The sequence below is a fragment of the Streptomyces sp. NPDC001941 genome, from assembly GCF_040296945.1.
In the GTDB taxonomy this organism is placed as follows: domain Bacteria; phylum Actinomycetota; class Actinomycetes; order Streptomycetales; family Streptomycetaceae; genus Streptomyces.
On the sequence record NZ_JBEOYE010000010.1, the window covers coordinates 88,384 to 110,325 of the forward strand.

Consider the following 21,942-nt stretch of genomic DNA (forward strand, 5'->3'; position numbering starts at 1 on the left):
GGACGGCTTGAGGTGCGTGGGGGTAGCGGTCGCCGGTGATCGACGGGGGCTCAAGGGGTGGTCGATGGGGTGATCAAAAGGTGGTGCGGAGCACCCCGCGACACTGTGTAGACTTGGCGGAGCCACTGCGCCCTCCATGGGTTGCAGAGGGGTGCCGCCTTAGCTCAGTTGGCCAGAGCAACGCACTCGTAATGCGTAGGTCTCGGGTTCGAATCCCGAAGGCGGCTCGGATTAACCCCAGGACTCACTCGCCGTGACCTGGGGTTTTTCTTGTTCTTGGCCATTCGGCGGCGAGCCGCGATGATCTTCGAACCTTCCTGCGTGCCCATTGCGTGCCCATCCTGCTTGGGAACCGCATCGAGCGTGCGCCCGGTGAGTTGGGCGAGGGCCGCCTGCGCGACCTGCTCGACGGTGCGGCCTTCCTGCTCGGCGGCCTCGGCGATCTGCGCGAGGAGATGATCGAGGGCGATCTGTGCGACCTGCTCGATACGGGGGTCGGCGGGTGCCTGCTCCGTACGACGCGCCGCGCCGCGCGGTACCAGTGCGGCCGTCGCCTCGGCGGCGTCCCGTGCGGCCTTGGGCATGACCGACTGATAGATGTCCCGGGTGATCCGGCTGTCACTGTGGCCGAGGGTCTCGGACACGATCTTGACGTCGACGCCGGCGGCCAGCATGAGCGAGGCGGCGACGTGGCGCAGGTCGTGCAGTCGGATCGGCGGCAGGCCGGACAGCTCGACGAGCCGCTCGAACTGCTCGGTCAGCCAACCCGGGTGAATCCATTCGCCGTTCTCCTGAGTGAACATCCGGCCGGTGTCCTGCCACGCCTCGCCCCATTCGAGACGCTCGGCCCCCTGCTTGGTGCGGTGCACTTCGAGCACCTCGTCGGTGTACTCGTCGAGCGAGATGATCCGCTCGCCGCTGTCCGTCTTGGGTGCCGACTCGATGACCTCCCAACCGTCCTGTACGAGCTGCGTCGCGATGGTGAGCTCGCCCGTGCTGGTGTTGTAGTCGGACCACCGGACGCCGCACGCCTCACCACGGCGCAGACCTCGGAACGTGATCAGGTGGAACAGCGGCAGCAACCGGTGCCGGAAGTCGGCGAGGAAGTCGAGGAACACGCCCGCCTGCTCGGGGGTCCACACCATGACCGCGCTCGGCTTGTCACCGGTCCGCAGCCACTCGGCGATGCGCTCGTCGGTCCACACCATCGCTTTCGGACGCTTCGCGGCGGCGAGCTCGACGTGCTGCGCCGCATTGAACGTGATCGACCCCCGGGCTATCGCCGTGTTGAGCGCCGCCCGCAGGGTCGCCCTGATGTGCTGCTGCGTCGACGGGCCGGTGATCCGCCGGAACGGCGGCATCGCGTCGATGGCCTCGCGCATGGCCTTACGCCGCGCGCGATTCTCTCCCCCCTTCCACGGGATCGATTTCAGCTCGGCGACCGCAGCGCGGCGTGTGGCGTTCGCCTCGGTGATCTCGATGTTCGTCTCGGCGATGGCCTCGAACATGGCGTCGAGGTGCGGCACGGTGAGACGGTCGATCCGGATGTGCCCGACCCGGGGCCGAAGGTGGCACCGAATGTCGAGCTCGTACCGGTCGCGACCGCTCTTGCGCAGCCCCTTCTTTCCGGCGAGCCAAAGGTCGAGCCAGTCGGCGACGGTCATGTGCTGTGTGAGCGACTGACCGGTGCCGAACTTGCGCTTCGTCTCGTCGTAGTCGGGGATCTGCTCCTTACTGGCGCTGACCATGGCGAGCAGGTCGCCGAGGCGCGCGCGGCCGTCCTGGTCGTCCTCGTCGGCGATGTTCAGCAGAGCGCGCACCTTGTCGAGGTCGCCCTGCGCATCTGTCTGCGTGTCGTATCCGGCGCGGCGGAACAGGCGGCGGTCGCCCTCCGTGGTCGACGGCAGTTCCTGCCGGATCGACCACACGCCGTGGGTGCGCTGCTTGAGCTTGGGGCAGGAACTCCCGAGCGGCTTACCGTCCTTGCGGCGGCAGTAGCAGCGTTTCGTCGTGGTGCCCTTTGCGGTCACTCCATACCTCTCGGGTTGATCTGGTTGGGGTCGGTGAGCAGGTCGAGCCGCTTCAAGTCCTCGGCCAACTCGGGTGGCAGGTCGGGGACGGTGAGGCTCGCGCGGTGCATGTCGTTGACGATGTGCGCGAGCTCGTCGAGGCGACCGACGTACTCGGTCTGTGCGGATGGATCGAGCGCGGCGCGTAGTCGGGCCTTGTGGGCTGTTTCGCGGCGTCGTGCGAGCTCGGGGTACAGCGAGACGGGATAGGCCGCTGTACCCCAAGCAGCGGCCCACGTCTGCCCGTTGCTGGCGATCGGTCGGGAGTCGGGGACGTACCGACCGTCGAGAGGGCCGTCGAGGGTCGGCGTCGCCTCGCCGGTCATCCACTGCCACACGGTGTAGGGGTCGCGTGGATCGGCGGCCGGGACGGTGGGCACGGTCTGCTCGCTCCCGAGGGGGAGCAGCAGCAGCAACGGGGGTGTGGCGAGGGCGAGGCCGAACACGAGCAGCTCGTCGACGGTGACCGGGCGGCGCTTCTTGCCCTCGCCGCCGGTCCGGCCGGTCTCGATGGTGACGATCACGGCGTACGTGATGTCGGGGCGCCCGAGGCGGGCGCACTCGGCGGCCAGGTCGTGCCTGTTCATTCCGAGGCGCTCGCGATGCCGGCGGATCTGTGCGGCGACGACGTCGCCCGCCGTCTGGTGACTGTGCATATCGCAAAGCTAGCTTTGTTGGTTGCAAAGCGCCAGTCTTGATCGTACGTTGCTGATCTAGCACCGTTCGGCACGATCGGGCCGCAGTGCACACCGATGTCCCAGGGGGCAGACCATGAGCACCACAGAGCAGGGGATGACACACGACGAGCTGATGACGCTTCCCGTCGCGATCCCTCTGGAGACCGCTAACCGGGCGCTGCACCTTGGGCGCACGACCGGCTACCACCTCGCCCGTACGGGCCGCTACCCGGTGCGGGTCCTGCGCCACGGGCGGGCGTACAAGGTGTCGCGGTACGACCTGCACCGGCACCTCGGCGTCGTGGCCGAGCAAGAGGCCCGAGCCGACTCGTCGGCCGGGTAACGCATGACTCCGCCCGCCGAGCCTCGGGGGAAGGCGTCGGCGGGCGGAGGATAGGCGGCGGGCGGTTAGGCCCAACCGTGCTCAGTCAAGCCCCCCTCGCTCCGCAGGTAGCCGTACAAGCCTGCGGCGGGGTACTCGATGATGTCCTCGGGCAGCTCGTGCACGCTGAACCACGCGAGGCCGAGGCACTTCTCAGGCTCGCGGTTTTCCGGCTCGCCCTGCCACTCGGTGGCCTCGAAGAAGAACCCGACCCGCTCGATGTCCTCGCTCTGCTTGTGGTGCACGACGTTGACGAGACGCAGGTGCGACGGAGCGACCTCGACGCCGGTCTCCTCGCGCAGCTCACGCGCCGCGCCGGCGGTCATCGGTTCGCCCTCGTCGAGCTTCCCCGACGGAGCGTGCCACCGGCCGTGGCCGTAGGGGCCCCCTCGCTGTGAAAGCAGCAGCTTGTCGCCGTCGCGCAGGAAGACGTGTGTATCGATTACGGGTGTGGCTGGCTTTGCGCTCATGGTCACCGGTTGGTCGTTGGGGTGGTTGTGGCGTCCGACGCTACCGAGGGCGGCGGGACGGCGTCGGCGATTCGGCTCGCTACCTCCGTAGGGGTGGCGTCGCTGGTGTCCAGCACGAGGACCCGCACCCCCATGGACATAAGCGACTGCGCGGCTTCCGCGTACAGGTCGACCTCGCGGCCGGGTGCCGTCGGGTCGAGGTGGAACCGGTGGCGCACTCCCCGCGTGGCGATCCGTTCGGCGATCAATCCGGGGGAGGCGGTGAGGATGACGGCGAGGTCGGGCAGCAGCACGTCACGCGAGATGTCGAGCAGGTACTGCTCGGGCACTCCGTCGAGCCGTTGCAGGACGAGCGTCGAGGCGAGATAGCGGTCACAGACGACCGTGCGCCCGCCGGCGAGCGCCGGCTCGATCTCAAACTCGACATGCTCGTATCGGTTGGCGGCGACGAGACAGGCGAGGGCGCGCCCCGTGAAGTGGTTCGCGTACTTGCGGATGAACTCGCCGAGGCCGCTCGTCGATGGCTCGACGGTCTGCGACGCATCCACCCCTCGGGCACCGAGCAGCCGGTGAACCTCTGCGACCGTGGTCGACTTCCCGACGCCGCTCGGGCCGTCGATCGTCACGAAGAATCCGCGCGCGGTCATGCCGCGGCTCCCATGTTGTTGCGGTCGTGCTGGGCCTTGGTGAGCATGGCGAGGTTGGCGCGCACCTTGGGCAGGGGCACGTCGCCGAACTGAATCCCCACCGAGAAATTGAACTCGTCGCGTTGCCGCATGGACTCGTCGGCACCGTCCTCGGTGAGGTCGACGTCGGCGTACGCGAGCAGCGTGTCGGGATCGTGGCCGGCTGCGGTGAGGGTGTCCCACACGGGCGTACCGGGGTACGGGCGGAACTCGAAGACGCTCGCCCGGAAGCGTCCAGGGTGGCGGTCGGCAAGGCTCCACAGGTTGTGGATGTGCCGCACGGTCGCCTCGATGTCCTCGTGCGATTCCTGGGGGAACCCGAGGATGAAATACCCCTTCACGCCGATGCCCCGCTCGACGAGGCGCTGCGTTACCCGCTCGGTCATGTCGGCGGTGATGCGCTTGTCCATGGCTTGCAGGATGCGGTCGCTTCCCGACTCGATGCCGAGGGCGACCTCTCGCAGCCCGTTCTCGGCGAGGCGGTCGAGCTCGTCGTCGCCGAGGCGGTCGAGCACGTTGATACGGCCCGTCGCGTCCCACACGAACCGGTCGCCGACGTGGTGCCGGGTGAACGCGTCCATCTGCGTCCGTATGACCCGGGCGGCACCGAGGAACAGATCGTCGACGAATCGGAAGGCGGTCACGCCGTGCTGTTCGTGCAGCGCGTCCAGCTCGGCGAGGATGCCCTCGGGCGTCCGGACCCTGATCTGTACGTCGGGGTTCGCGGAGACGGCGGCGCCGCAGAACGTGCAGTTGTACGGGCACCCCCTCGACCCGACGATGTTCGCCTCGATCCGGCCGTCGTCGGCGAGGTACGGGTCTTGGGGAAGGAACGCCCGGTTGACCATGGGCAGGCTGTCGATGTCGGGGGCGAGCATGTGCTCGGCCGTTCCCCGGGCGGCGATGCCGGCCGCACGCGTACCGAGCAGTCGGTCGCGCCACATGACCCCGGGCAGTTCGAGCCGACGCTGCTCGTCGGCGAGCAGGGCGGCGACCCTAGGCTCGCCCTCGCCGACCACCAGGGCGCGAAGGTTGGACATGCGGGGGTCGGCGAGGATGCGGTCGGGCATGGCCTTGGCGTGGTGGCCACCGACCATGAGCGCGATCCCGGGGTCGAGGGCGGCGGCGATCGTCGCCGACATCTCGTACGTGGGGGCGAGCAGGTTCATGCCAACCCATCGGGGGCGTGCCTCGTTGATGGCCCGAGCGGTTGCTGCGACGCCGAGGCCGTGCGCCTCGGCGTCGAGCACGCCCACGTTGTACCCGCCGACCTGCTGTGCGTACGTCGCGATGTAGGCCATGCCGAGCACCGGCAGGGTGTAGTCGTTGGTACGGGGCCGCAGTTCGTAGTCGCGCAGCGGAGCGTTGACGAACAGCGCGTCGAGTTCCCGCGCATCGTCCGCACCGGCGATCAGGTCACGTGCGGACTGCTTCTGTGCCTCCGGTAACACCAGCATGGTTCCCCCATGTGAGAGTGAAGAGAGTCAGGGTGTGAAGGGCGTGGCGGTCGGGCGCCCAGCGTCGCCATAGCTGCTCGAACTCCCGGTCGCTGCTCGGGAAGGAGACAGAGGGGGCGGCGCGCGTGGCCCAAGTACGCACGGCGAGGTCGCCGTGCGGGTAGAGGGAGTGATCGCCGGTGTAGTCGGCGGTCGCTGCTGCTGCGGTCCACGGGCCGATGCGCGGCACCTCGACGAGGGCCTGCACGAGCTCGTCGGGAGTCGCCTTGCGCCATTCCTCACCACGTTCGAGGTAAGCCGTCGCCGCGGCGCGCAGCGCAGTGCGGTTGAACGAGGCACCCACGGCCTTGAACCCGTCGTCGCTCAGGTCGAGGACGGTCTCGGGGGCCGGTGTCAATGACATTGCGCCGAGCGGTGTTTCGACGCTGCGGCCGTACGCCTCGCAGTACGTGCGGTAGACCTTTCGAGCTTGGCCCGCTTGAACGACCTGTCGCAGCAGGGCCGTTGTAATCGCGTCCCAAAGCGAGGGATTGGTGAGACGTGCGACGGTGCCGAGGCGGGCGAGTGCGGCCGTAAGGGGTCCGGCCTCGTCATTCGTGGTGAGGCGAATCGGTGACGCGTAAGCGACGTCGGGGGGTAGCGCGTCCCCTCTGCCGACCGGGCGGAGTTGCAGACTTTCGTCGGCCCAGCGCGCCACCCACGGCACCCCGTCGCGTTCTACAACGCGCAGCACGTCCCCCTCTTGGGTTCGGTGCCACGCCGGGTGTTCGGTGATGATCGTGGTACTCATGCGCTCAATTCCGGTAGGGGGATAGGGCGTAGCGTTGCGTCGCCCTCGGAACTCTCCACAGTGGCAAGCAACTTGATAGGCCGAATCTGCCACTCGATGAGATCGCCGTGTGTCGTGATCAGGGAAAGGCTGCACGGTTCTCCACGGTCGAGCGCTGCGACAGCCTGTACGCAACCGTTCTCGGTCCAGTTGAGTGCGTGCGCGATCTCGCGGGGGTTGAGACCTGCCATGTGGAAGGTGCGCACCTGAATCCGCATTGCGCGGATGGCATCGCGGGCGTTCTCGAACGTGTGGAGCGCTCGCAGGTCTCCCAGCGCGCCCGGGTCCGGCGGGAGGCTCAGGCACTCGAACCGGTAGCAGGTGCGCGCAACGTTGTAGGACACCCGACATTCTCGGTACAAGGTTTCACTACGGGTGCCGTGTGGAGAACGCAGAGCGCGCATGTGAACCCTCCCGTACCGGTTCCATGGTTTTCCCCTGCCGGCCCCGTGAGGGCGGTCTCGGCAGGGGAAAACCTCGGGGGCTCTCCCTGATTGATCCCGCAGAGGCAGGGAGGTGTCGCCGCAACGAGCCCGGTCCTGCCTTGGAGTTGGCTCGTCACGACAACGGAGTGCGACCGTAGCGCCACGCAGCGCGCGGCTGCAAGTGTGGACCGGTACAAACGTGCAGACTGGCATATGCAAAAACCCCCCGCCCTGGTCAGGCGGGGGGAACGCTTGCAGCGCGCGGCGGCGCGCGCGGGGCAGCTAGTTGACGAGGTGGTCGAACTCGCCGTTCTTCACGCCGGCGATGAAGGCGGACATCTTCGCGCGGCTGGTCTTGATCGTGCTGTCGGGCTCGTCGCTCTCACGCATCACGATCTCGCCCTTGTGCAGCGTGACCTCGACGCAGTTCTCCCCTCCACCCCCGGAGAAAGAAGACTTCTGCCAGATGATCGGGTCGGTTGCGCTCATGACCTTGTTTCTCACATTTCTCGTGCGATGTGGTGGATGAGCTGTCGCGACTCTGTTTCGTCCAGAGACGCGCGCTCGGCGATGTCGATAAGTGCGCTGTACTTTTTCAGCTCGGCCTCTGCATCGAGGAATCGCCCGCCGAATGCGGAATCGATCTGCACTGTGTCGAGCTGCGGAACGATGCCAGATGCATACATGACGGGTTGGGTAACCTCAATGAATTTTTCGTTCGTGAAAGGAATGACGCGGACAGTCACGGACGGCATTTGCGACACCTCGATGAGGTATTCGAGCTGTTCGCGAGCGACCTTCCTCCCGCCGAATCTCATCCGCAGGGCCGCCTCGTGCAGGATGGCCTCGTACGGCGGCGGCGTCGGGCGGTCGAAGATCCCCCGGCGCTTGAGTCGGTGTTCGACGCGGGACTCGACCTCGTCTGACGGAAGGGTCGGAATCACTCCCTCGAAGAGAGCGCGCGAGTAGTTCTCGGTCTGGAACGGTCCGGGCATCGTCGTTGACTGCATCGACCGGAGAGCCGTCGCGTGCATCTCCAGTTCGGCGATGTCCAGCCACCCGGGAGCGAGGATTCCCCGGTAGTCGTCGAACCAGTGCGTGCCCCTCCGCTCTGCGGATATGGCACACAGGGCGGCGATCAAAGATTCATCGTCGCATTGGTAGAAGGTGGCCAAGCGGCGGATGCGCTCATCGCTGATCCCGAGGCGACCGGCCTCGATGTTGCTGATCCTGGCCGCGTCGGTGGAGAGCAGGCCGCCGGCGTCGCGTGCGGTCTTGCCTGCGCGTTCGCGCAGCTTTCGCAGCTCAGCGCCCAAGCGGATCTGTCGGGCGGTCGGATTGTCCCTCGGCGGCATGTGTCCCTTCCCCTTGTCACCCCTGAGTTTGCCGGTAACGGCGTCATGGGTCCACCCGCTACATAGATCTTGGGTACAGGGTTGTACCGGTCCAGCCTTTTACCCTATGGTCCTGGCAGCACCGCGCAGCACGCCGGGAAGACCCGAAGTGCAGCCATCTGCGCGCCCGTTGAGGGTGCCCCGGGGGATGGCCACGCCACGGACGGCAGTGCAGCAGTCGGGGCTCACGTCACGTTGGGAGACATCGACATGAGCACATCATCGCCGGACCGGGCGACGTACCGATTCGTCGTTCCGAACTCTGCAATCGCACCGAAGATCGGGCGGGACCTGCTCGCCACGCTCTTGGCCATCACCGGGCACCCGCTTCTCATCGAGGCTGCGCGCCTCTGCGTGAGCGAGGTGATCACAAACGTGCACCTGCACACCCGAACCGCCCTCGTGCACCTCGACGTCTCGGTACGCCCCGGGCACGTCTCGGTCGCCGTGTGGGATGACGACTGGACCAAACGCCCTGCGCTCGCGCCGAGCGGCTTTCACACCGAAGACGAGCAGGGGCGCGGCCTCTTGATCGTGACTCGGCTCTCCGCCCAATGGGGCGTGGCTTGGCCCGTCGAGGAAGCGCGGGCCCGTAAGAGGGTGTGGTTCACCCTCGACGAGACGGCGTTGGCCGCATGAGCGGCGACGCGACAGCAGGCGAGACGCCTGTTTACGTGGGCCCGACACTCGGGCCCGGGGTACGGCTGCACTTCCGTGGGACGTCTGGTTTCGAGGACCTGACCGAGCAGCGCGCGCGACGCCTCACGTTCGATCTTGCCGAGCGCCTCGGCTTGATGATCTATGACCCCGCGCTGCTCGGGGAGGTGGCGGAATGATGGACGGAGCAGATCGGGCCGCTCTCGGCTTTGTGATCATCTGCGTCAGCGTGGTCCTGCTCGCTCTGCTTGTCCTGTGGGCACTGCTGCCGAGCCCGCACCGTGCGGAAACGGCGCTGCCCCTCGACCGCGAGGGCTACTCGTACCGCTGCTACTGCTGGCGTGACCCCGTAACGGTCACGATCCGCACCGAACAGGGTCGCCGTCGCCATGCACGCGAGGAACGCGCGACCTTACGCGACCGCATCCGCTCTTGGTCGTCTCCCAACGTGGGGGCGGAGTGCGGACCCGGGGCGCATCCCGAACCGGTGGCCGCTTGAGGTCCCCCGTTCGGTGAAGCCCCGAGGATGCCCTCGACGACTCTCCTCGTCGAGGGCATCCTCGCGTCCTGCCCCAACGAGAAAAGGCACCCCTGCTACCGGTACGAGACCGGTAGCAGGGGTGCAGTGCGTCAGGGGGCGTCATCGGTCAGTTGGCGGGTGCGCTCGTCGACCCGGTCGACGGCGTCACGCAGCGACGAGCCGCTGTTGGGGTGCAGCTCGTGCTCGACGCGAGCGAGGCGGTCCTCGATGGCACCGAGTCGGCTCATGACGCCGGGGCGGCCCGGAACGCCGGGGCGGGGGTCCGTGCCCTGCCAGTCGTCGACGAAGTTCTCGACCTTCCCGCCGATCCGGCGGAATGAACGGGTCGCCCGCCACGCAAGGGCGAGCCCGCCCGAGACGGCGACGAGAGCCCCGGACCAGAGCACAAGGGCGTCGATCGGATCGACGCCGGTCGTCGCAGCAGTCACTCGGCGCGGTCATCCTTCCGGTACAGGGCGAGCAGCTCGTCGTCGGTGCTCGGCTCGGCGCGCAGCCATGCGGGCAGTACGTTCTCGACGACCGGAAGCGCCATCACCCGGGTAACGCCACCGGCCACGGCGAGGGCCAGGCCGACGCCGGCGGCGGTCTGCGGGATACCTGCGGCGTCGATGATGAGCGGGAGACCTGCGGCGAGGGCGAGCACGGTCTGCACGACGGTGCGGAGGGTACGACGCGAAGCGTCGGTCATGGGCAGTTCCTCTTTCTTCGAACGGGGAGAGTGAGGCGCCCCCCCCCCCCAGCGGGGGGGGGCGCCCCGGGGGGGGCCCCCCCCCTCGGCGCGCCCGGGACCGCCTCATCCGGTCGGCCCCGGGCGGTGCCACACGCCCGCCACACGTCCGCAACACCCGGCGGGGACAGTCGAAGCATGAAGTTCCAAGTGCTCTCGATCATCGGACACGCCCCGCACCCCCTGACGGGTGAACTCCCCACCGCCGCCGACCGGTTGGAGCAGGTGCTGGCCGTCGGCGAGGCCGCCGAGCGGCTCGGCTTCGACGCCTTCGCGGTCGGCGAGCGGCACGCGGGCCCGTTCCTGTCCTCCAGCCCCACCGTCGTCCTGGGCGCGCTCGCCGCCCGTACCCGCAGGATCAGGCTGCTGACCGGCGTCACCGTCGTCGCGATCCTGGACCCGGTGCGGGTCGCCGAGGACTACGCGACGCTCGACCAGCTCTCCCGCGGCCGGATCGAACTGGTCGTCGGCAAGGGGGCCGAGGCGGGCCACTTCGACCTCTTCGGCCTGGACGAGTCCCGCCAGTGGGACCTCCAGGAGGAGAAGTACGAGCTGCTGCGCAGGCTGTGGCGGGAGGAGGGGGTGGACTGGGAGGGCGAGTTCCGCCCGCCCCTGAAGGACGTCACCACCGTCCCGCGCCCGTACGCGGGACCGCCCCGGGTCTGGCACGGCTCGGCCACCAGCCTCAACTCCCCCGAACTGGCGGCCCGGCACGGCGACCCGCTGTTCACCGCCAACGCCGTCCAGCCGCGCGCGGCGTACGCGCGGCTGATCGGGCACTACCGCGAGAAGTTCGAGGAGTACGGGCACGACCCGGCCCGCGCGTACGTCGCGGCGGGCTCCGGCGGACTGCTCCTCGCCGACACCGAGCGGCAGGCCGTCGCCCGCTACAAGGAGCTGTACGAGGCGAAGGTGGCGCAGAACTTCCGGCCGCACCTGGAGGGGAAGACCGGGTACAACACCCCGTTCCGCACCATCGAGGACGCGATCGCGGACGGGCCCCAGCTCATCGGCAGCCCGCAGCAGGTCATCGACAAGATCCTCGGCTACCACCAGGTGTACCGGCACGACCTGCAGTCGGTCAGCGTGGACACCTTCGGCCAGTCCACCGCCGAGCAGGTGGAGACGCTCCAGCGGTTCGCCGAGGAGGTCGCCCCGGTCGTGCGGAGGGAGGCGCCCAGCACCCTCTGGGACGCATGACAGGACGTGTGGCGGGGCGCGGGACGGATCGCGTGGCGGGAGGCGTGGCGGGGCGCGGGACGGGAGGCGTCGCGGGACGTACGAACGGTCCCGTCCCCCTCGCCCCCTCCTGACGTCCTCCCGCCATCCTCCTGCCGTCGTCCCGTCGTCCTCCGCCTTCCTCCTTCGACCTCCTCACGACGGTGTTTCTCGGGATCATCCTGGGTAGTCGCCGGTAGGCCCCAGTGCACTCGGACGTGTACAGGGGCTGCGGACGGCCCCCCGGTAAGCCGTAAGGTTGGTCCGTACGAGAGAGAACTTCGGAAGGAGGCACTGGGTGATCGAGCTCGAGGGGGTACCCGAGCTGATCGACCCGGTCATGGTGGCCGCGTTCGAGGGCTGGAACGACGCCGGCGACGCCGCCTCCACCGCGGTCGCTCATCTGGACCGGGAGTGGAAGGGCGAGGTGTTCGCGGCGCTCGACGCCGAGGACTACTACGACTTCCAGGTCAACCGGCCCACGGTGTGGCTGGACGGCGGGGTACGCAAGATCACCTGGCCCACCACGCGCCTCTCCGTGGTCCGCGTCGGCGGCGAGAAGCCGCGCGACCTGGTCCTGGTGCGCGGCATCGAGCCCTCCATGCGCTGGCGCTCGTTCTGCAACGAGCTGCTGGGCTTCGCCCACGAGCTGGGCGTGGAGATGGTGGTGATCCTGGGCGCGCTGCTCGGCGACACCCCGCACACCCGTCCGGTGCCGGTCAGCGGCGTCACCTCCGACCCGGACCTGGCGCGCACGATGGACCTGGAGGAGACCCGCTACGAGGGCCCGACCGGGATCGTCGGCATCCTCCAGGAGGCGTGCACGCACGCGGGCGTGCCCGCGGTGAGCCTGTGGGCCGCGGTGCCGCACTACGTGTCGCAGCCGCCCAACCCCAAGGCGACGCTGGCGCTGCTCAACCGCCTGGAGGACCTGATCGACCTGCGGATCCCGCTGGGCGAGCTGCCCGAGGACGCCCGCGCCTGGCAGCTGGGCGTGGACCAGCTGGCCTCCGAGGACAGCGAGGTCGCCGAGTACGTGCAGACGCTGGAGGAGGCCCGGGACACCGCCGAGCTGCCGGAGGCGTCGGGCGAGGCCATCGCCCGCGAGTTCGAGCGCTACCTGCGCCGGCGCGACCCCGGCGCGGGTCCCGGCCTGGCCGCCGAGGGCGGCGAGGGGACGTACCTGCGGGACAACTCCGGCGGGCGCACCAGGCCCTCGAAGCCGCCGCGGACGGACCCGGGTCCCGGGGCGGGGACGGCGGAGGACGCGGCGGCGGACCCGGCTGACGCTCCGGACCCGACGGACTCCCCCGGCACGCCGGGCCCCTCCGGCAGGCCGGACGCGCAGGGACCGTCGGACGTGGCAGGACCGTCGGGCGCGGCGGGACCCTCGGACGCGTCGCGCCCGTCGGGCGCCCCGGACGCTCCGGACACCCCGGACAACCCCGGCTCCCCGGGCTCCTCGGGCTCTCCGGAGGACTGACCGCCCCCCAAGGCCCCTCGGGCCCACCGGTGCCTGCCAGTGGCTGCCGGCCCACCGGTACCTGCCAGTACCCGCTGGCTCACCGGTGCCCGCCGGCCCCTCCGGCTCCCACCGGTGCCTGCCGGCCCACCGGCGTCCGCCGGCGCCCATCCGTACCCCTTCGTTCCCCCGGCTCCACGCGGCCCGGGGCCGTCCCGGACTCCCGGGCGGCCCCGGGCCCCCGTGCGTCTTCGGCCGGTTTCAGGCGTGACACCTCTTTCCGGCCGGATTGCCTGGGGTTCCCGTTCCCAGCCGCCCCAAAACCCAACTGCCCGGTACGGGTGGACGGTTGCCCCGAGCGGTAGCAGGGTGACTCCCCGGAGCCCCGCCGCGACCCGGACGACACGTCCCGGCAGGAGCCCGACACCCCGCACCTCGACACCCCGCACACAGCATCCCGAAGGGAGCGGACGCGGCGATGACCGAGCAGGCACCCCCCGGACAGGGCCCCGGATCGACGGCCCCCGGACCAGACGGAACCGGATTCACCTACCGCGGCGCAGAGCCCGAGCTGATCCTCCTCGCACGGCCGGAGGCCCGGCTGCGCGCCGGAGCCGAGGGCGTGCGGTCGGCGTCCGGAGCGGACGTCTCCGCGCTGAACATGTTCCTGGAGGACGAACAGCTCGCCCTGGAGCCCCTGTTCGGCAGCGAGGAGCGCACCCGCCCCGCCGCGCCGCAGCAGCCCGACGGCCGGGGCGCGCCGCCCGACCTCGCGCTCTTCTACCGGGTGCGGGGGGCGTCGGACCGCGCGTTCGAGCTGACCGCGCGCCTCGCGGCGCTGCCCGGGATCGAGACGGCGTACGTGAAGCCGGGCGCCGTCCCCGCCACGGTGCTGCCACCCGACACGGGCCCGGACGGACGGCTCAAGGAGGGCGCCCCCGCCACCCCCGACTTCACCGGCCGCCAGGGATACCTGGGCCCGGCGCCCGAGGGCGTGGAGGCCCGGTGGGCGTGGCAGCGGCGGGGCGGCGACGGCGAGGGGGTCACGGTCGTCGACGTCGAGGGGGCCTGGCAGCTGGCGCACGAGGACCTCGCGGAGCGGCTGGCGGGCATCGTCGTCGGCAGTCCGGTGCAGGACGTGGCGTGGCGCAACCACGGCACGGCGGTCCTGGGCGTCATCGGCGGCGACCGCGACGAGAAGGGCATCAGCGGCATCGCCCCGGGCGCGGTGACCGCGGCCGCGTCCTTCCAGGGCATCGGCACGGCGGCGGCGGTCCACGCGGCGGCCGAGCGGCTGCAGCCGGGTGACCTGCTGCTGATCGAACTGCACCGCCCCGGGCCCCGGTTCGACTACGCGGACCGCGCGGACCAGCGCGGCTACGTCGCCCTGGAGTGGTGGCCGGACGACTTCGCGGCGATCCGCTGGGCCACGGCCCGCGGCGTGGTGGTGGTCGAGGCGGCGGGCAACGGCGCGGAGAGCCTGGACGACGCGGTGTACGAGCGCAGGCCCGACTCCTTCCCCGAGTGGTGGCGCAATCCGTTCAACCCGTCCAACGCCACCTCCGGCGCCGTCCTGGTGGGCGCGGGCGCTCCCCCGCCCGGCACGCACGGCCGCGACCACGGCCCGGACCGCTCCCGCCTGGCGTTCTCCAACTACGGCGCCCGGCTGGACGCCCAGGGCTGGGGCCGCGAGGTCACCACCACGGGCGGCTCCTGGGACGGCCCCGGCGACCTCCAGGGCGGCGCCGAGGAGATCGCCTGGTACACCGACACGTTCTCCGGCACCTCCTCCGCCTCGCCGGTCGTGGTGGGCGCCCTGGCCTCGCTGCAGGGCATCCTCAAGGCGGCGGGCCTGGGCCCGATGAGCCCGGAGCGGGCCCGCGAGGTGCTGCGCAGGACCGGGTCGCCGCAGCAGGACGCGCCGGGGCGCCCGGCCTCCCAGCGCATCGGCAACCGCCCGGACGTCCGGGCCGCGGTGACCCACCTCGTACCGTCGTCGGTCGGCTCCGGGCAGGCCGAGCGGTACTGGGACGAGCTGATCCCGTATCCCCCCGAACTGCCCCCGCGCCTGCGGCTGTTCGTCGCCGGCGCGTGGCGCAACCTGAACGGTCCCGCCCCCGAGGTGCGCCAGGCGGTGCACGCCGCCTTCGCCGGGGGCCGGCCGGACGTACGCGTCTGGTACTCGGACGACGAGGTCGTCGGCCTGGTCGTCTCCGGATGAGTCGCAGGACCAGCCGAAAGGGAAGGTGAGCACGGTATGAGCACCACCCCGCAGATGAGCCCCGGCATGCAGCAGGGCTTCGGCCAGCAGCAGTCCCCGCAGCAGTACGGCCAGCAGCAGTACGGCCAGCACCAGGGCCAGTTCGGCCGCCAGCAGGGTCCGAGCACGTCACCGCCCCAGATCGGTCAGGGCTTCGGCCAGGGCGGCCAGCAGCAGTACGGCCAGGGCATCGGCCAGCAGCCCCAGCAGCAGTACGGCCAGAGCACCGGCCAGGGCATCGGCCAGCAGCTCCAGCAGCTCGGGCAGCAGCAGCCCTTCCAGTCGCTGCTCCAGCAGCTCGGGCAGCCGGGCCAGCAGCAGTTCGGGCAGGGCCAGGGACAGGGCATGGGCCAGGGGCAGATGCAGGGCATGGGCCAGCCGCTGGTGATCCCCAGCGCGGTCGAGGCCGCGGCGCTGCTCCAGGGCGTGGCGACGGCGTACTGGGACGTGGTGACCCCGCTGCCCGGCCAGCCGTCGATCCTCTACCTGTTCATCGACAACGGCTGGCGCCAGCTGGTCAACCCCAACCAGGTGACGCACGACGAGGTGCAGGAGGCGTTCGCCTTCGGGCACCAGGTGCTCGGCTGGTACGACTCGGGCACCAACGCGATCCAGGCGGTGGTGGTCCACAAGTAGCGCGCGGCGGACGGCGCGAGGGCGCCGGGCGGGACCTCCCGCCCGGCGCCCCTTGTCGTACGCGCGCTGTCCTACGCGCGCGTCGTCGTACGAGGACGCGCCGTACGCGGCTCAGGCGCAGCTGAACCTGGCGGCGGCCCAGTCCGCGTGGTCGCCGCTCTTGGACCCGTTGGTGTCGGTGACCTTCAGCCGGACGTGCCGGGCGCCGGTGACGTCGACCGCGACCGGGGCGGTGGCCGAGGCGCCGGTGACCTTCGGCGAGGTCCACAGCGTCTTGCCGTCCGCCTCGACGGAGAAGGCCACCTCGCCGTAGCCGTTGATCTCGTCGTCGATGCCCGCGTCCGCGGTGAACGCGGTGCAGCGGCCGCCGAGGTACACCTCGATGTCGGAGTCGGCGTGGACGCCGATCCCCTTGTCGTACGCCTTGCCCGCGAGGGTCAGCGGGTGCCCGTCGGCGGCGCCGGACTCGCCGTTGCTGCGGTCGCGTTCGGGCGGACCCCAGCCGTTGGTGTCGCGCAGCCACACCAGGTCGCTCGCCCAGGCGTCCCCGGCGGGCGGCCCGGGCACCACGGAGACCGCGAACCGCTGGACGGCGGTGCGCTCGGTCCCGGCGGCCCGGTGGCGCACGGTGGCGGTGAGCACGGCCTCGCCGACGGTTGCGTCGGCGGGCGGGGTGACCTCGACCTGGACCCGCCGGGTGGTGCCCGCGGGGATGCGGACCCCCGGCGACGCGGGGGCGGCCTTCCAGCCCGCCGGGGCGCTCAGGGAGACCTGGGCGGCGGTGGCGTCCCGGGTGCCCGCCGTCACGTCCACGGCGACCGTGCCGCGCGTGCCGGCGCCGATCTCCTGGCCGGCGGGGGCGGCGAGGGTGGCGGCGGAGCCGGGGACCGCCCCGCCGACCGCGCTGGCGTCGTCGAGCGCGAGCTCGAAGCCCCGGTCGGTGCGCAGCGAGGGGGTCTTGACGTGGACCACGCCGCCCCGGTCGTCGCGGTCGTACCACCAGCCCTGGCCCGCCCGGTCGAAGGCGGCCTTGGTGGTGTACCGGGGCAGGTCGCGGCCGTCCAGCTCGGCGCCGCCGGGGGCGTGGCCGGTGTGCACGGTGAACTGGTACGGGCGCGTGGTGCCGCGGCCCGCGTAGGAGCCCTTGAGGGCGCCCACGCGCACGGTCACGTCGCCGCGGCCGCGCACCGGGGCCTCGACGTCGGCCCGCTGGGTGGCGTAGCGGCCGTCCGCGTGCTGCCGGGTGACGCCGTCGTCCTCGTACAGCTCGAAGGAGGAGCGGCCCTGCGGGTAGACGTCCCAGGCCAGCGGGGAGCCCGGGGAGCGGTCGGCGTAGGAGCGGATCCCTCCGGGCCACATGGGGACGGTGGCCCCGGCGCGTACGAACAGCGGGAGGGTGTCCAGCGGGGCGCTGTAGCCGTCGACGGTGACGGGGCCCTCGTAGGTACGTCCGCTCCAGTAGTCGACCCAGGTGCCCTTGGGCAGATAGATGCCGTCGCGCTTGACGGCGTCCTGGTACACGGGCGCCACCAGGAAGTCGCGGCCGCTGAGGAACTCGTACTTGGCCGCGTCGGTGGCGGCCTTCGGGTCGTCCGGGTACTCCAGGGCGAGCGGGCGGGCCAGGCCCACGCCGGTCCTCGTCGCCTCGCGCGCGTACGAGTAGACGTACGGCAGCAGTGCCTCGTGGAGCTTGAGGTAGTCGCGGTTGACCGAGGTGTACGGCTCTCCGTACCGGAAGGGCTGCTTGTCGCTGGCGGCCCAGCCGTCCATGGTCATGGTGACCGGGAGGAACATCTTCCACTGGAGGTCGCGGGTGTACGTCTTGGGGCTGCCGCCGAAGATGCCGTCGACGTCGCCCGTGGTGTACGCCAGGCCCGACATGGACGCGCCCGCGTAGGTCGGGATCTGCCAGCGGATGTACTCCCAGGAGCCGGACTGGTCGCCGGACCACTGCACGCCGCAGCGCTGCGCGCCGGACCAGCTCTCGGGGGCCCAGGTGAAGCCGCGGGCGTCGCTGTTGGCCTCGATGCCCGCGTGGGCGTCCTTGCAGCCGTCGAGGGCGAACTTGTAGCCGTCGCCGACCCAGGCGACGTCCAGCTTGGCCACCCGCTGTCCGGCCCTCACCTGTTCCCCGAGCTTGTCGATGCCGTCCTCGGTCCACAGTCCGAGCTGCGCCTTGCGGTCCCGCAGGCCCTGCGCGGCCTCGGCCAGGTCCTCGTAGCCGCAGCCGTAGCCGTCGTTGACGAGCATCCAGCCGTTGGGCATGTCGTTGCGCACGTACTGGTCGGACACCTTCAGGGCGTCCAGGGTGCGGCGCTCGCCCCGGTTGGCGTTGTGCAGGTAGCAGTCGGCGTCGCCGATCTCCAGGCCGTACACCGGGGGCATGAAGGGCTTGCCGGTCAGCCGGGTGTACTGGCCGATGACGTCCTTGGCGGTGGGGCCCGCGAAGTAGTAGGCGTCGAACCGCTGTTCCTCGGCGGTGGTGGTCACCGGCTCGCCGAACGCGTAGGTGTTGGGGGCGTACGTGTTGCGGTAGACGCCGTAGCCGGCCGAGGAGAGGTAGAACGGCACGGAGTTGGGGTGGCCCCCGTCGTCCCAGTCGTAGTCGACGCCGACCTCGACGGTCTTGCCGCGGTGGGAGGTGTTGCCCCGGCCGTTCTGCATGCCCGCGCCGTAGAACTGCTCGGCGGCGCCGCGCGCCAGGGTCTGGGTGGTGCCCGTCCCGCCCCAGCTCAGGCCCTTGGCCTCGGTCCACAGCGGGGTGCCGTCGGGGCGGGTGGCGGCGAACCTGAGGGGCGACTTGTAGGCCCGCAGGGTCACCTTGGCGGTGCTCAGCTCGTAGCGGTCGCCGCGGTCGCGCCAGCGGGTGGCGGGCGGGGCGCCCTGCGGCAGCACGATGTCGCTGCCGGTGGGGTCGGTGAACGTGCCGTCGGGGGCGAGTTCGACGCGGAAGGTCTCGGGGGTCACGAAGCTGATCCGGGCGGCGGCCTTCCCGGCGCCGATCCGGTAGACGGAGCCCTGCGCGGCGAACGAGGTGACGTCGCCGACGGTGGTGGGCGGCGGGTCGTCGGCCGCCCGTGCGCTGCCCGGCCCGGTGAGCGCCGCGCACAGCCCGAGGAGTGCCCCGGCCACCGACACTCTGACGCGTTTTGAAGTCAAGGTGCGTATTGGTGATTGCATGGGGCGTGTTTAGCGCAGAAACGCTCATGTGACCATGGACAAAACAGACCCGCCCCCGGACTCGACGGAGTCCGGGGGCGGGTCGGCGGAAAACAGCGGTCGCCGCGGCGGTCCTTACAGGGCCACGCCGAGCAGTGCGTCGACGGTACGGGAGACGAGGCCGGGCGCCCCCTCCTCCGTACCGCCGCCCTCGGTCTGGGCGGCGGCCCAGCGGTCCACGGCGGCCAGCGCCGCGGGCGCGTCCAGGTCGTTCGCCAGGGCCTCGCGGACCTCCTCGACCAGCGCGTCGGCGGACGGGCCGTCGGGGCGGGAGACCGCGGCGCGCCAGCGGCCGAGCCGCTCCACGGCGTCGGCCAGGACCTGGTCGGTCCACTCCCAGTCGGCGCGGTAGTGGTGGGAGAGCAGCGCGAGCCGGATCGCCGCCGGGTCCACGCCGTCGCGGCGCAGCGCGGAGACGAAGACCAGGTTGCCCCTGGACTTGGACATCTTCTCGCCGTCCAGGCCGACCATGCCGGCGTGCACGTACGCGTGGGCGAACGGGTGCTCGCCGGTGAGCGCCTGGGCGTGCGAGGCGCCCATCTCGTGGTGCGGGAAGGCCAGGTCGGATCCGCCGCCCTGGACGTCGAAGCCCATCCCCAGGTGCTCCAGGGCGATGGCGACGCACTCGATGTGCCAGCCGGGACGGCCGCGCCCCAGGCTGCCGCCGTCCCAGGCGGGCTCGCCCGGGCGGGCGGCCATCCACAGCATCGGGTCGAGCGGGTTCTTCTTGCCGGGGCGCTCGGGGTCGCCGCCGCGCTCGGCGGACAGCGCCCGCATGACCTCGGCGTCGTAGTGCGAGACGCCGCCGAAGTTGGGGTCGGACTCGACCGAGAAGTAGACGTCGCCGTCCAGTTCGTAGGCGGCGCCCTGGTCGCGCAGGCGCTCGACGAGCGGCACGATCCCGGGTATGGCCTCGACGGCGCCCACGTAGTGCCGCGGGGGCAGCAGCCGCAGGGCGGTCATGTCCTCGCGGAACAGGGCGGTCTCGCGCTCGGCGAGCGCCACCCAGTCCTCGCCGTCGCGCTCGGCGCGCTCCAGGAGCGGGTCGTCCACGTCGGTGACGTTCTGGACGTAGTGAACCTGCCGCTTGGTGTCGAGCCACACGCGCTGCACGAGGTCGAACGCGTTGTAGGTCGCCGCGTGACCCATGTGGGTCGCGTCGTACGGCGTGATGCCGCAGACGTAGATACGGGCGACGGGACCGGGGTCGAGGGTGACCAGACCGCCGGTCGCGGTGTCGTGGATCCGGAGGTCGCGGCCCTTGCCGGGCAGGGCGGGGACCTCAGAAGCGGGCCAGGCATGCATGTCATGAGCGTAACCGGACGGGCCTTCCGGATACGAACCGGATGGGGCTCCTGTCCGATCCGGCCGTCTTGCGCACGCCCGCGCGCGCGTGCGTGCGGGCTAGACCGGGGGCCAGGGGATGGAGGGCCACTCTCCGGAGGGCTCCGGGTGCCGCCCGGAGGTCCGTAGGGCCGCCACACGCTCCCGTACGGCGCCCAGCTCGGCGGCGGTGATCAGTTCGGCCAGACGGGCGGCGAGCGGCGCTCCCTCGGCCAGCTGTGACGTCAGCCGCTCCAGCGCGGCCAGCGCCTCCTCGGTCAGCGGCTCGCCCGCCCAGCCCCACAGCAGGGTGCGCAGCTTGTCGTCGGTGTTGAAGGTCACTCCGTGGTCGATGGCGTACAGCGCCCCGTCCCCGGCGGGCAGCAGGTGGCCGCCCTTGCGGTCACCGTTGTTGATCACGGCGTCGAGCACCGCGAGGCGCCGCAGCCGGGGGTCGTCAGCGTGCACAAGCAGCGCGGTCCCGCCCTCGCCGACCTCGGCGAAGCCGACCGCCTTCCAGCCCTCGCCCGGCTCCTCGGCGTCGAGCAGGGCCAGTAGCGCGGCCTCGGGGGCCGCCTCGATCCACAGCTGGCACATGCCCTCGCCGTAGGGGCCGTCGCGCAGCACGGTGGGCGGCACCAGGCCCCAGCCGGTGGCCTCGGACACCTCGTAGGCCGCCACCTCGCGCTGGGCCAGGTTGCCGTCGGGGAAGTCCCACAGCGGGCGCTCCCCGGCGACCGGCTTGTAGACGCAGGCCGCCTCCTCGCCCTCGTACGCGACCGAGCAGTACAGCACCGCGTTGGACGCCCCGCCGACCCGGCCGCGCACGGTGAGCTCGCCCTTGAGCAGGAGCTCCGTCGCGGTCAGGCCCCGCGGCGGTATCCGTTCTGGCGCGGGCATACGTGTCCTTCCGGGTCGAGCGGCAGGCTGCACAGCGGGCACGGCGGACGGCCCGCGTTCACGACGTCCAGGGCGCGCTTGGCGAAGGCGCGGGCCTGTGCGCCGGTGAGCCGGACGCGCAGCATCGGGGGGCCGTTCTCCTCGTCCTGGAGCAGCCGCTCCTCGGCCTCGGCGAGGTCCTCCTCGGTCTCCGCCTCCAGCTCGACCAGCGCCTGGGCCTCGACGATCATGCGCTGCTCGTCGCCGTCCCAGGCCAGCGCCATGGTGCCGACCCGGAACTCCTCCTCCACCGGCGAGTCCAGCGGCGCGGTGTCGGTGACGTCGGCGGGGGCCACGGCGGGGACCGGGGCGTTGCCGCCGGTGCGCCGCACGACCTCGTCGAGCAGTTCGTCGATCCGCTCGGCGAGCGCGGCGACCTGGGTCTTCTCCAGGGCGACGCTGGTGGTGCGGCCCTGGGCGGAGGCCTGGAGGAAGAACGTGCGGCGGCCAGGAAGCCCGACGGTACCCGCCACGAAGCGCTCGGGCGGGTCGTAGAGGTACACCTGACGGGACACGTTCCGGTCTCCCTTGGAAGTCGACGGCGGGGTGGTGGAGCGGGGTTACCGCGCCA

22 protein-coding genes, 1 tRNA gene and 1 pseudogene are annotated in these 21,942 nt (G+C 71.1%); 9 read left to right on the forward strand and 15 right to left on the reverse strand.

The features are described from left to right. Positions 1-153 precede the first annotated feature (153 nt). Positions 154-227, forward strand: a tRNA-Thr gene (locus tag ABT160_RS10745). Between the two features lie 417 nt (positions 228-644). On the opposite strand, the pseudogene ABT160_RS47125 reads toward ABT160_RS10745, so the two are convergent. Continuing rightward, positions 645-1,208 (reverse strand): annotated as a pseudogene (locus ABT160_RS47125) (site-specific integrase); the annotation flags it as partial. Between ABT160_RS47125 and ABT160_RS47130 the strand changes: the two are divergent. After that, positions 1,144-1,683, forward strand: coding sequence for a hypothetical protein (locus ABT160_RS47130; protein ID WP_502984198.1), 540 nt, complete (start codon positions 1,144-1,146; stop codon positions 1,681-1,683). The pseudogene ABT160_RS47125 and the gene ABT160_RS47130 overlap by 65 nt on opposite strands. A gap of 343 nt (positions 1,684-2,026) precedes the next feature. Here ABT160_RS47130 and ABT160_RS10755 read toward each other — a convergent pair whose 3' ends face one another. Then, on the reverse strand, positions 2,027-2,725 hold the full coding sequence (locus ABT160_RS10755; protein ID WP_351646166.1) for a hypothetical protein: 699 nt from the start codon (positions 2,723-2,725) through the stop codon (positions 2,027-2,029). A gap of 115 nt (positions 2,726-2,840) precedes the next feature. Between ABT160_RS10755 and ABT160_RS10760 the strand changes: the two genes are divergently transcribed. Then, positions 2,841-3,089, forward strand: a complete 249-nt coding sequence (locus ABT160_RS10760) for an integrase (protein WP_351646168.1) — start codon at positions 2,841-2,843, stop codon at positions 3,087-3,089. Positions 3,090-3,154: 65 nt separating this feature from the next. Here the strand turns inward: ABT160_RS10760 and ABT160_RS10765 are convergent, their stop codons facing one another. The 7 genes from ABT160_RS10765 to ABT160_RS10795 all read right to left on the reverse strand — a co-directional run bounded on the left by ABT160_RS10765 (position 3,155) and on the right by ABT160_RS10795 (position 8,350). Further along, a complete protein-coding gene (locus tag ABT160_RS10765; protein ID WP_267828369.1) occupies positions 3,155-3,598 on the reverse strand; it encodes an NUDIX hydrolase in 444 nt (147 codons plus the stop codon). 2 nt (positions 3,599-3,600) lie between these two features. After that, positions 3,601-4,245, reverse strand: coding sequence for a dTMP kinase (gene tmk, locus ABT160_RS10770; protein ID WP_351646169.1), 645 nt, complete (start codon positions 4,243-4,245; stop codon positions 3,601-3,603). After that, a complete protein-coding gene (locus ABT160_RS10775) occupies positions 4,242-5,741 on the reverse strand; it encodes a B12-binding domain-containing radical SAM protein (RefSeq protein WP_351646171.1) in 1,500 nt (499 codons plus the stop codon). The genes tmk and ABT160_RS10775 overlap by 4 nt, the downstream gene beginning before the upstream one ends. Further along, positions 5,701-6,531: a DNA glycosylase family protein gene (locus ABT160_RS10780; RefSeq protein WP_351646173.1), complete on the reverse strand. Its 831-nt coding sequence runs from the start codon at positions 6,529-6,531 to the stop codon at positions 5,701-5,703. The genes ABT160_RS10775 and ABT160_RS10780 overlap by 41 nt, the downstream gene beginning before the upstream one ends. After that, the gene (locus ABT160_RS10785) at positions 6,528-6,914 is read right to left on the reverse strand and encodes a hypothetical protein (protein ID WP_351646175.1); all 387 of its coding nucleotides are present in this window, start codon (positions 6,912-6,914) and stop codon (positions 6,528-6,530) included. Before ABT160_RS10785 ends, ABT160_RS10780 begins: the two co-directional genes overlap by 4 nt. A gap of 363 nt (positions 6,915-7,277) precedes the next feature. Further along, positions 7,278-7,484 carry a DUF397 domain-containing protein gene (locus tag ABT160_RS10790; RefSeq protein ID WP_351646177.1) on the reverse strand — a complete coding sequence of 69 codons (207 nt, stop codon included), beginning with the start codon at positions 7,482-7,484 and terminating at the stop codon, positions 7,278-7,280. An 11-nt stretch (positions 7,485-7,495) separates the two neighbouring features. Then, the gene (locus tag ABT160_RS10795) at positions 7,496-8,350 is read right to left on the reverse strand and encodes a helix-turn-helix domain-containing protein (protein WP_351646179.1); all 855 of its coding nucleotides are present in this window, start codon (positions 8,348-8,350) and stop codon (positions 7,496-7,498) included. A gap of 249 nt (positions 8,351-8,599) precedes the next feature. On the opposite strand from ABT160_RS10795, the gene ABT160_RS10800 reads away from it, so the two are divergent. Both ABT160_RS10800 and ABT160_RS10805 read left to right on the forward strand, forming a co-directional pair. Continuing rightward, complete coding sequence (locus ABT160_RS10800) at positions 8,600-9,028, forward strand: ATP-binding protein (protein ID WP_351646181.1); 429 nt, start codon at positions 8,600-8,602, stop codon at positions 9,026-9,028. Then, complete coding sequence (locus ABT160_RS10805) at positions 9,025-9,225, forward strand: hypothetical protein (protein WP_351646183.1); 201 nt, start codon at positions 9,025-9,027, stop codon at positions 9,223-9,225. The genes ABT160_RS10800 and ABT160_RS10805 overlap by 4 nt, the downstream gene beginning before the upstream one ends. A 451-nt stretch (positions 9,226-9,676) precedes the next feature. Here the strand turns inward: ABT160_RS10805 and ABT160_RS10810 are convergent, their stop codons facing one another. Next, on the reverse strand, positions 9,677-10,015 hold the full coding sequence (locus tag ABT160_RS10810) for a hypothetical protein (RefSeq protein ID WP_351646185.1): 339 nt from the start codon (positions 10,013-10,015) through the stop codon (positions 9,677-9,679). Then, entirely contained in the window at positions 10,012-10,275 is a 264-nt protein-coding gene (locus ABT160_RS10815) for a hypothetical protein (RefSeq protein WP_267828378.1), read from the reverse strand. Before ABT160_RS10815 ends, ABT160_RS10810 begins: the two co-directional genes overlap by 4 nt. A gap of 177 nt (positions 10,276-10,452) precedes the next feature. Between ABT160_RS10815 and ABT160_RS10820 the strand changes: the two genes are divergently transcribed. The 4 genes from ABT160_RS10820 (at position 10,453) to ABT160_RS10835 (ending at position 15,890) form a co-directional block, all read left to right on the forward strand. Further along, positions 10,453-11,514, forward strand: coding sequence for an LLM class flavin-dependent oxidoreductase (locus tag ABT160_RS10820; protein WP_351646187.1), 1,062 nt, complete (start codon positions 10,453-10,455; stop codon positions 11,512-11,514). A gap of 316 nt (positions 11,515-11,830) precedes the next feature. After that, the gene (locus ABT160_RS10825) at positions 11,831-13,015 is read left to right on the forward strand and encodes a PAC2 family protein (RefSeq protein ID WP_351646189.1); all 1,185 of its coding nucleotides are present in this window, start codon (positions 11,831-11,833) and stop codon (positions 13,013-13,015) included. 457 nt (positions 13,016-13,472) lie between these two features. Continuing rightward, entirely contained in the window at positions 13,473-15,215 is a 1,743-nt protein-coding gene (locus tag ABT160_RS10830) for a S8 family peptidase (RefSeq protein ID WP_351646191.1), read from the forward strand. Between the two features lie 36 nt (positions 15,216-15,251). Then, positions 15,252-15,890, forward strand: coding sequence for a hypothetical protein (locus tag ABT160_RS10835; protein WP_351646193.1), 639 nt, complete (start codon positions 15,252-15,254; stop codon positions 15,888-15,890). A gap of 111 nt (positions 15,891-16,001) precedes the next feature. Here the strand turns inward: ABT160_RS10835 and ABT160_RS10840 are convergent, their stop codons facing one another. From ABT160_RS10840 to ABT160_RS10855, 4 genes are all read right to left on the reverse strand, one after another. Then, positions 16,002-19,070, reverse strand: a complete 3,069-nt coding sequence (locus ABT160_RS10840; RefSeq protein WP_351646195.1) for an NPCBM/NEW2 domain-containing protein — start codon at positions 19,068-19,070, stop codon at positions 16,002-16,004. Positions 19,071-19,184: 114 nt separating this feature from the next. Next, entirely contained in the window at positions 19,185-20,414 is a 1,230-nt protein-coding gene (mshC, locus tag ABT160_RS10845) for a cysteine--1-D-myo-inosityl 2-amino-2-deoxy-alpha-D-glucopyranoside ligase (RefSeq protein ID WP_351646196.1), read from the reverse strand. Between the two features lie 99 nt (positions 20,415-20,513). Further along, positions 20,514-21,332 (reverse strand): SCO1664 family protein, encoded by an 819-nt coding sequence (locus ABT160_RS10850; protein ID WP_351646198.1) that lies wholly within the window; start codon positions 21,330-21,332, stop codon positions 20,514-20,516. Next, the gene (locus tag ABT160_RS10855) at positions 21,296-21,886 is read right to left on the reverse strand and encodes a DUF3090 domain-containing protein (RefSeq protein WP_351646200.1); all 591 of its coding nucleotides are present in this window, start codon (positions 21,884-21,886) and stop codon (positions 21,296-21,298) included. Before ABT160_RS10855 ends, ABT160_RS10850 begins: the two co-directional genes overlap by 37 nt. Between the last annotated feature and the right edge of the window lie 56 nt (positions 21,887-21,942).

What these genes read in the sequence shown, in the direction of transcription:
- ABT160_RS47130 (WP_502984198.1), top strand. Translation starts at nt 1,144, where the DNA reads ATGACCGCGCTCGGCTTGTCACCGGTCCGCAGCCACTCGGCGATGCGC.
- ABT160_RS10755 (WP_351646166.1), bottom strand. Translation starts at nt 2,725, where the DNA reads ATGCACAGTCACCAGACGGCGGGCGACGTCGTCGCCGCACAGATCCGC.
- ABT160_RS10760 (WP_351646168.1), top strand. Translation starts at nt 2,841, where the DNA reads ATGAGCACCACAGAGCAGGGGATGACACACGACGAGCTGATGACGCTT.
- ABT160_RS10765 (WP_267828369.1), bottom strand. Translation starts at nt 3,598, where the DNA reads ATGAGCGCAAAGCCAGCCACACCCGTAATCGATACACACGTCTTCCTG.
- tmk (WP_351646169.1), bottom strand. Translation starts at nt 4,245, where the DNA reads ATGACCGCGCGCGGATTCTTCGTGACGATCGACGGCCCGAGCGGCGTC.
- ABT160_RS10775 (WP_351646171.1), bottom strand. Translation starts at nt 5,741, where the DNA reads ATGCTGGTGTTACCGGAGGCACAGAAGCAGTCCGCACGTGACCTGATC.
- ABT160_RS10780 (WP_351646173.1), bottom strand. Translation starts at nt 6,531, where the DNA reads ATGAGTACCACGATCATCACCGAACACCCGGCGTGGCACCGAACCCAA.
- ABT160_RS10790 (WP_351646177.1), bottom strand. Translation starts at nt 7,484, where the DNA reads ATGAGCGCAACCGACCCGATCATCTGGCAGAAGTCTTCTTTCTCCGGG.
- ABT160_RS10795 (WP_351646179.1), bottom strand. Translation starts at nt 8,350, where the DNA reads ATGCCGCCGAGGGACAATCCGACCGCCCGACAGATCCGCTTGGGCGCT.
- ABT160_RS10800 (WP_351646181.1), top strand. Translation starts at nt 8,600, where the DNA reads ATGAGCACATCATCGCCGGACCGGGCGACGTACCGATTCGTCGTTCCG.
- ABT160_RS10805 (WP_351646183.1), top strand. Translation starts at nt 9,025, where the DNA reads ATGAGCGGCGACGCGACAGCAGGCGAGACGCCTGTTTACGTGGGCCCG.
- ABT160_RS10815 (WP_267828378.1), bottom strand. Translation starts at nt 10,275, where the DNA reads ATGACCGACGCTTCGCGTCGTACCCTCCGCACCGTCGTGCAGACCGTG.
- ABT160_RS10820 (WP_351646187.1), top strand. Translation starts at nt 10,453, where the DNA reads ATGAAGTTCCAAGTGCTCTCGATCATCGGACACGCCCCGCACCCCCTG.
- ABT160_RS10830 (WP_351646191.1), top strand. Translation starts at nt 13,473, where the DNA reads ATGACCGAGCAGGCACCCCCCGGACAGGGCCCCGGATCGACGGCCCCC.
- ABT160_RS10835 (WP_351646193.1), top strand. Translation starts at nt 15,252, where the DNA reads ATGAGCACCACCCCGCAGATGAGCCCCGGCATGCAGCAGGGCTTCGGC.
- ABT160_RS10840 (WP_351646195.1), bottom strand. Translation starts at nt 19,070, where the DNA reads ATGCAATCACCAATACGCACCTTGACTTCAAAACGCGTCAGAGTGTCG.
- mshC (WP_351646196.1), bottom strand. Translation starts at nt 20,414, where the DNA reads ATGCATGCCTGGCCCGCTTCTGAGGTCCCCGCCCTGCCCGGCAAGGGC.
- ABT160_RS10850 (WP_351646198.1), bottom strand. Translation starts at nt 21,332, where the DNA reads ATGCCCGCGCCAGAACGGATACCGCCGCGGGGCCTGACCGCGACGGAG.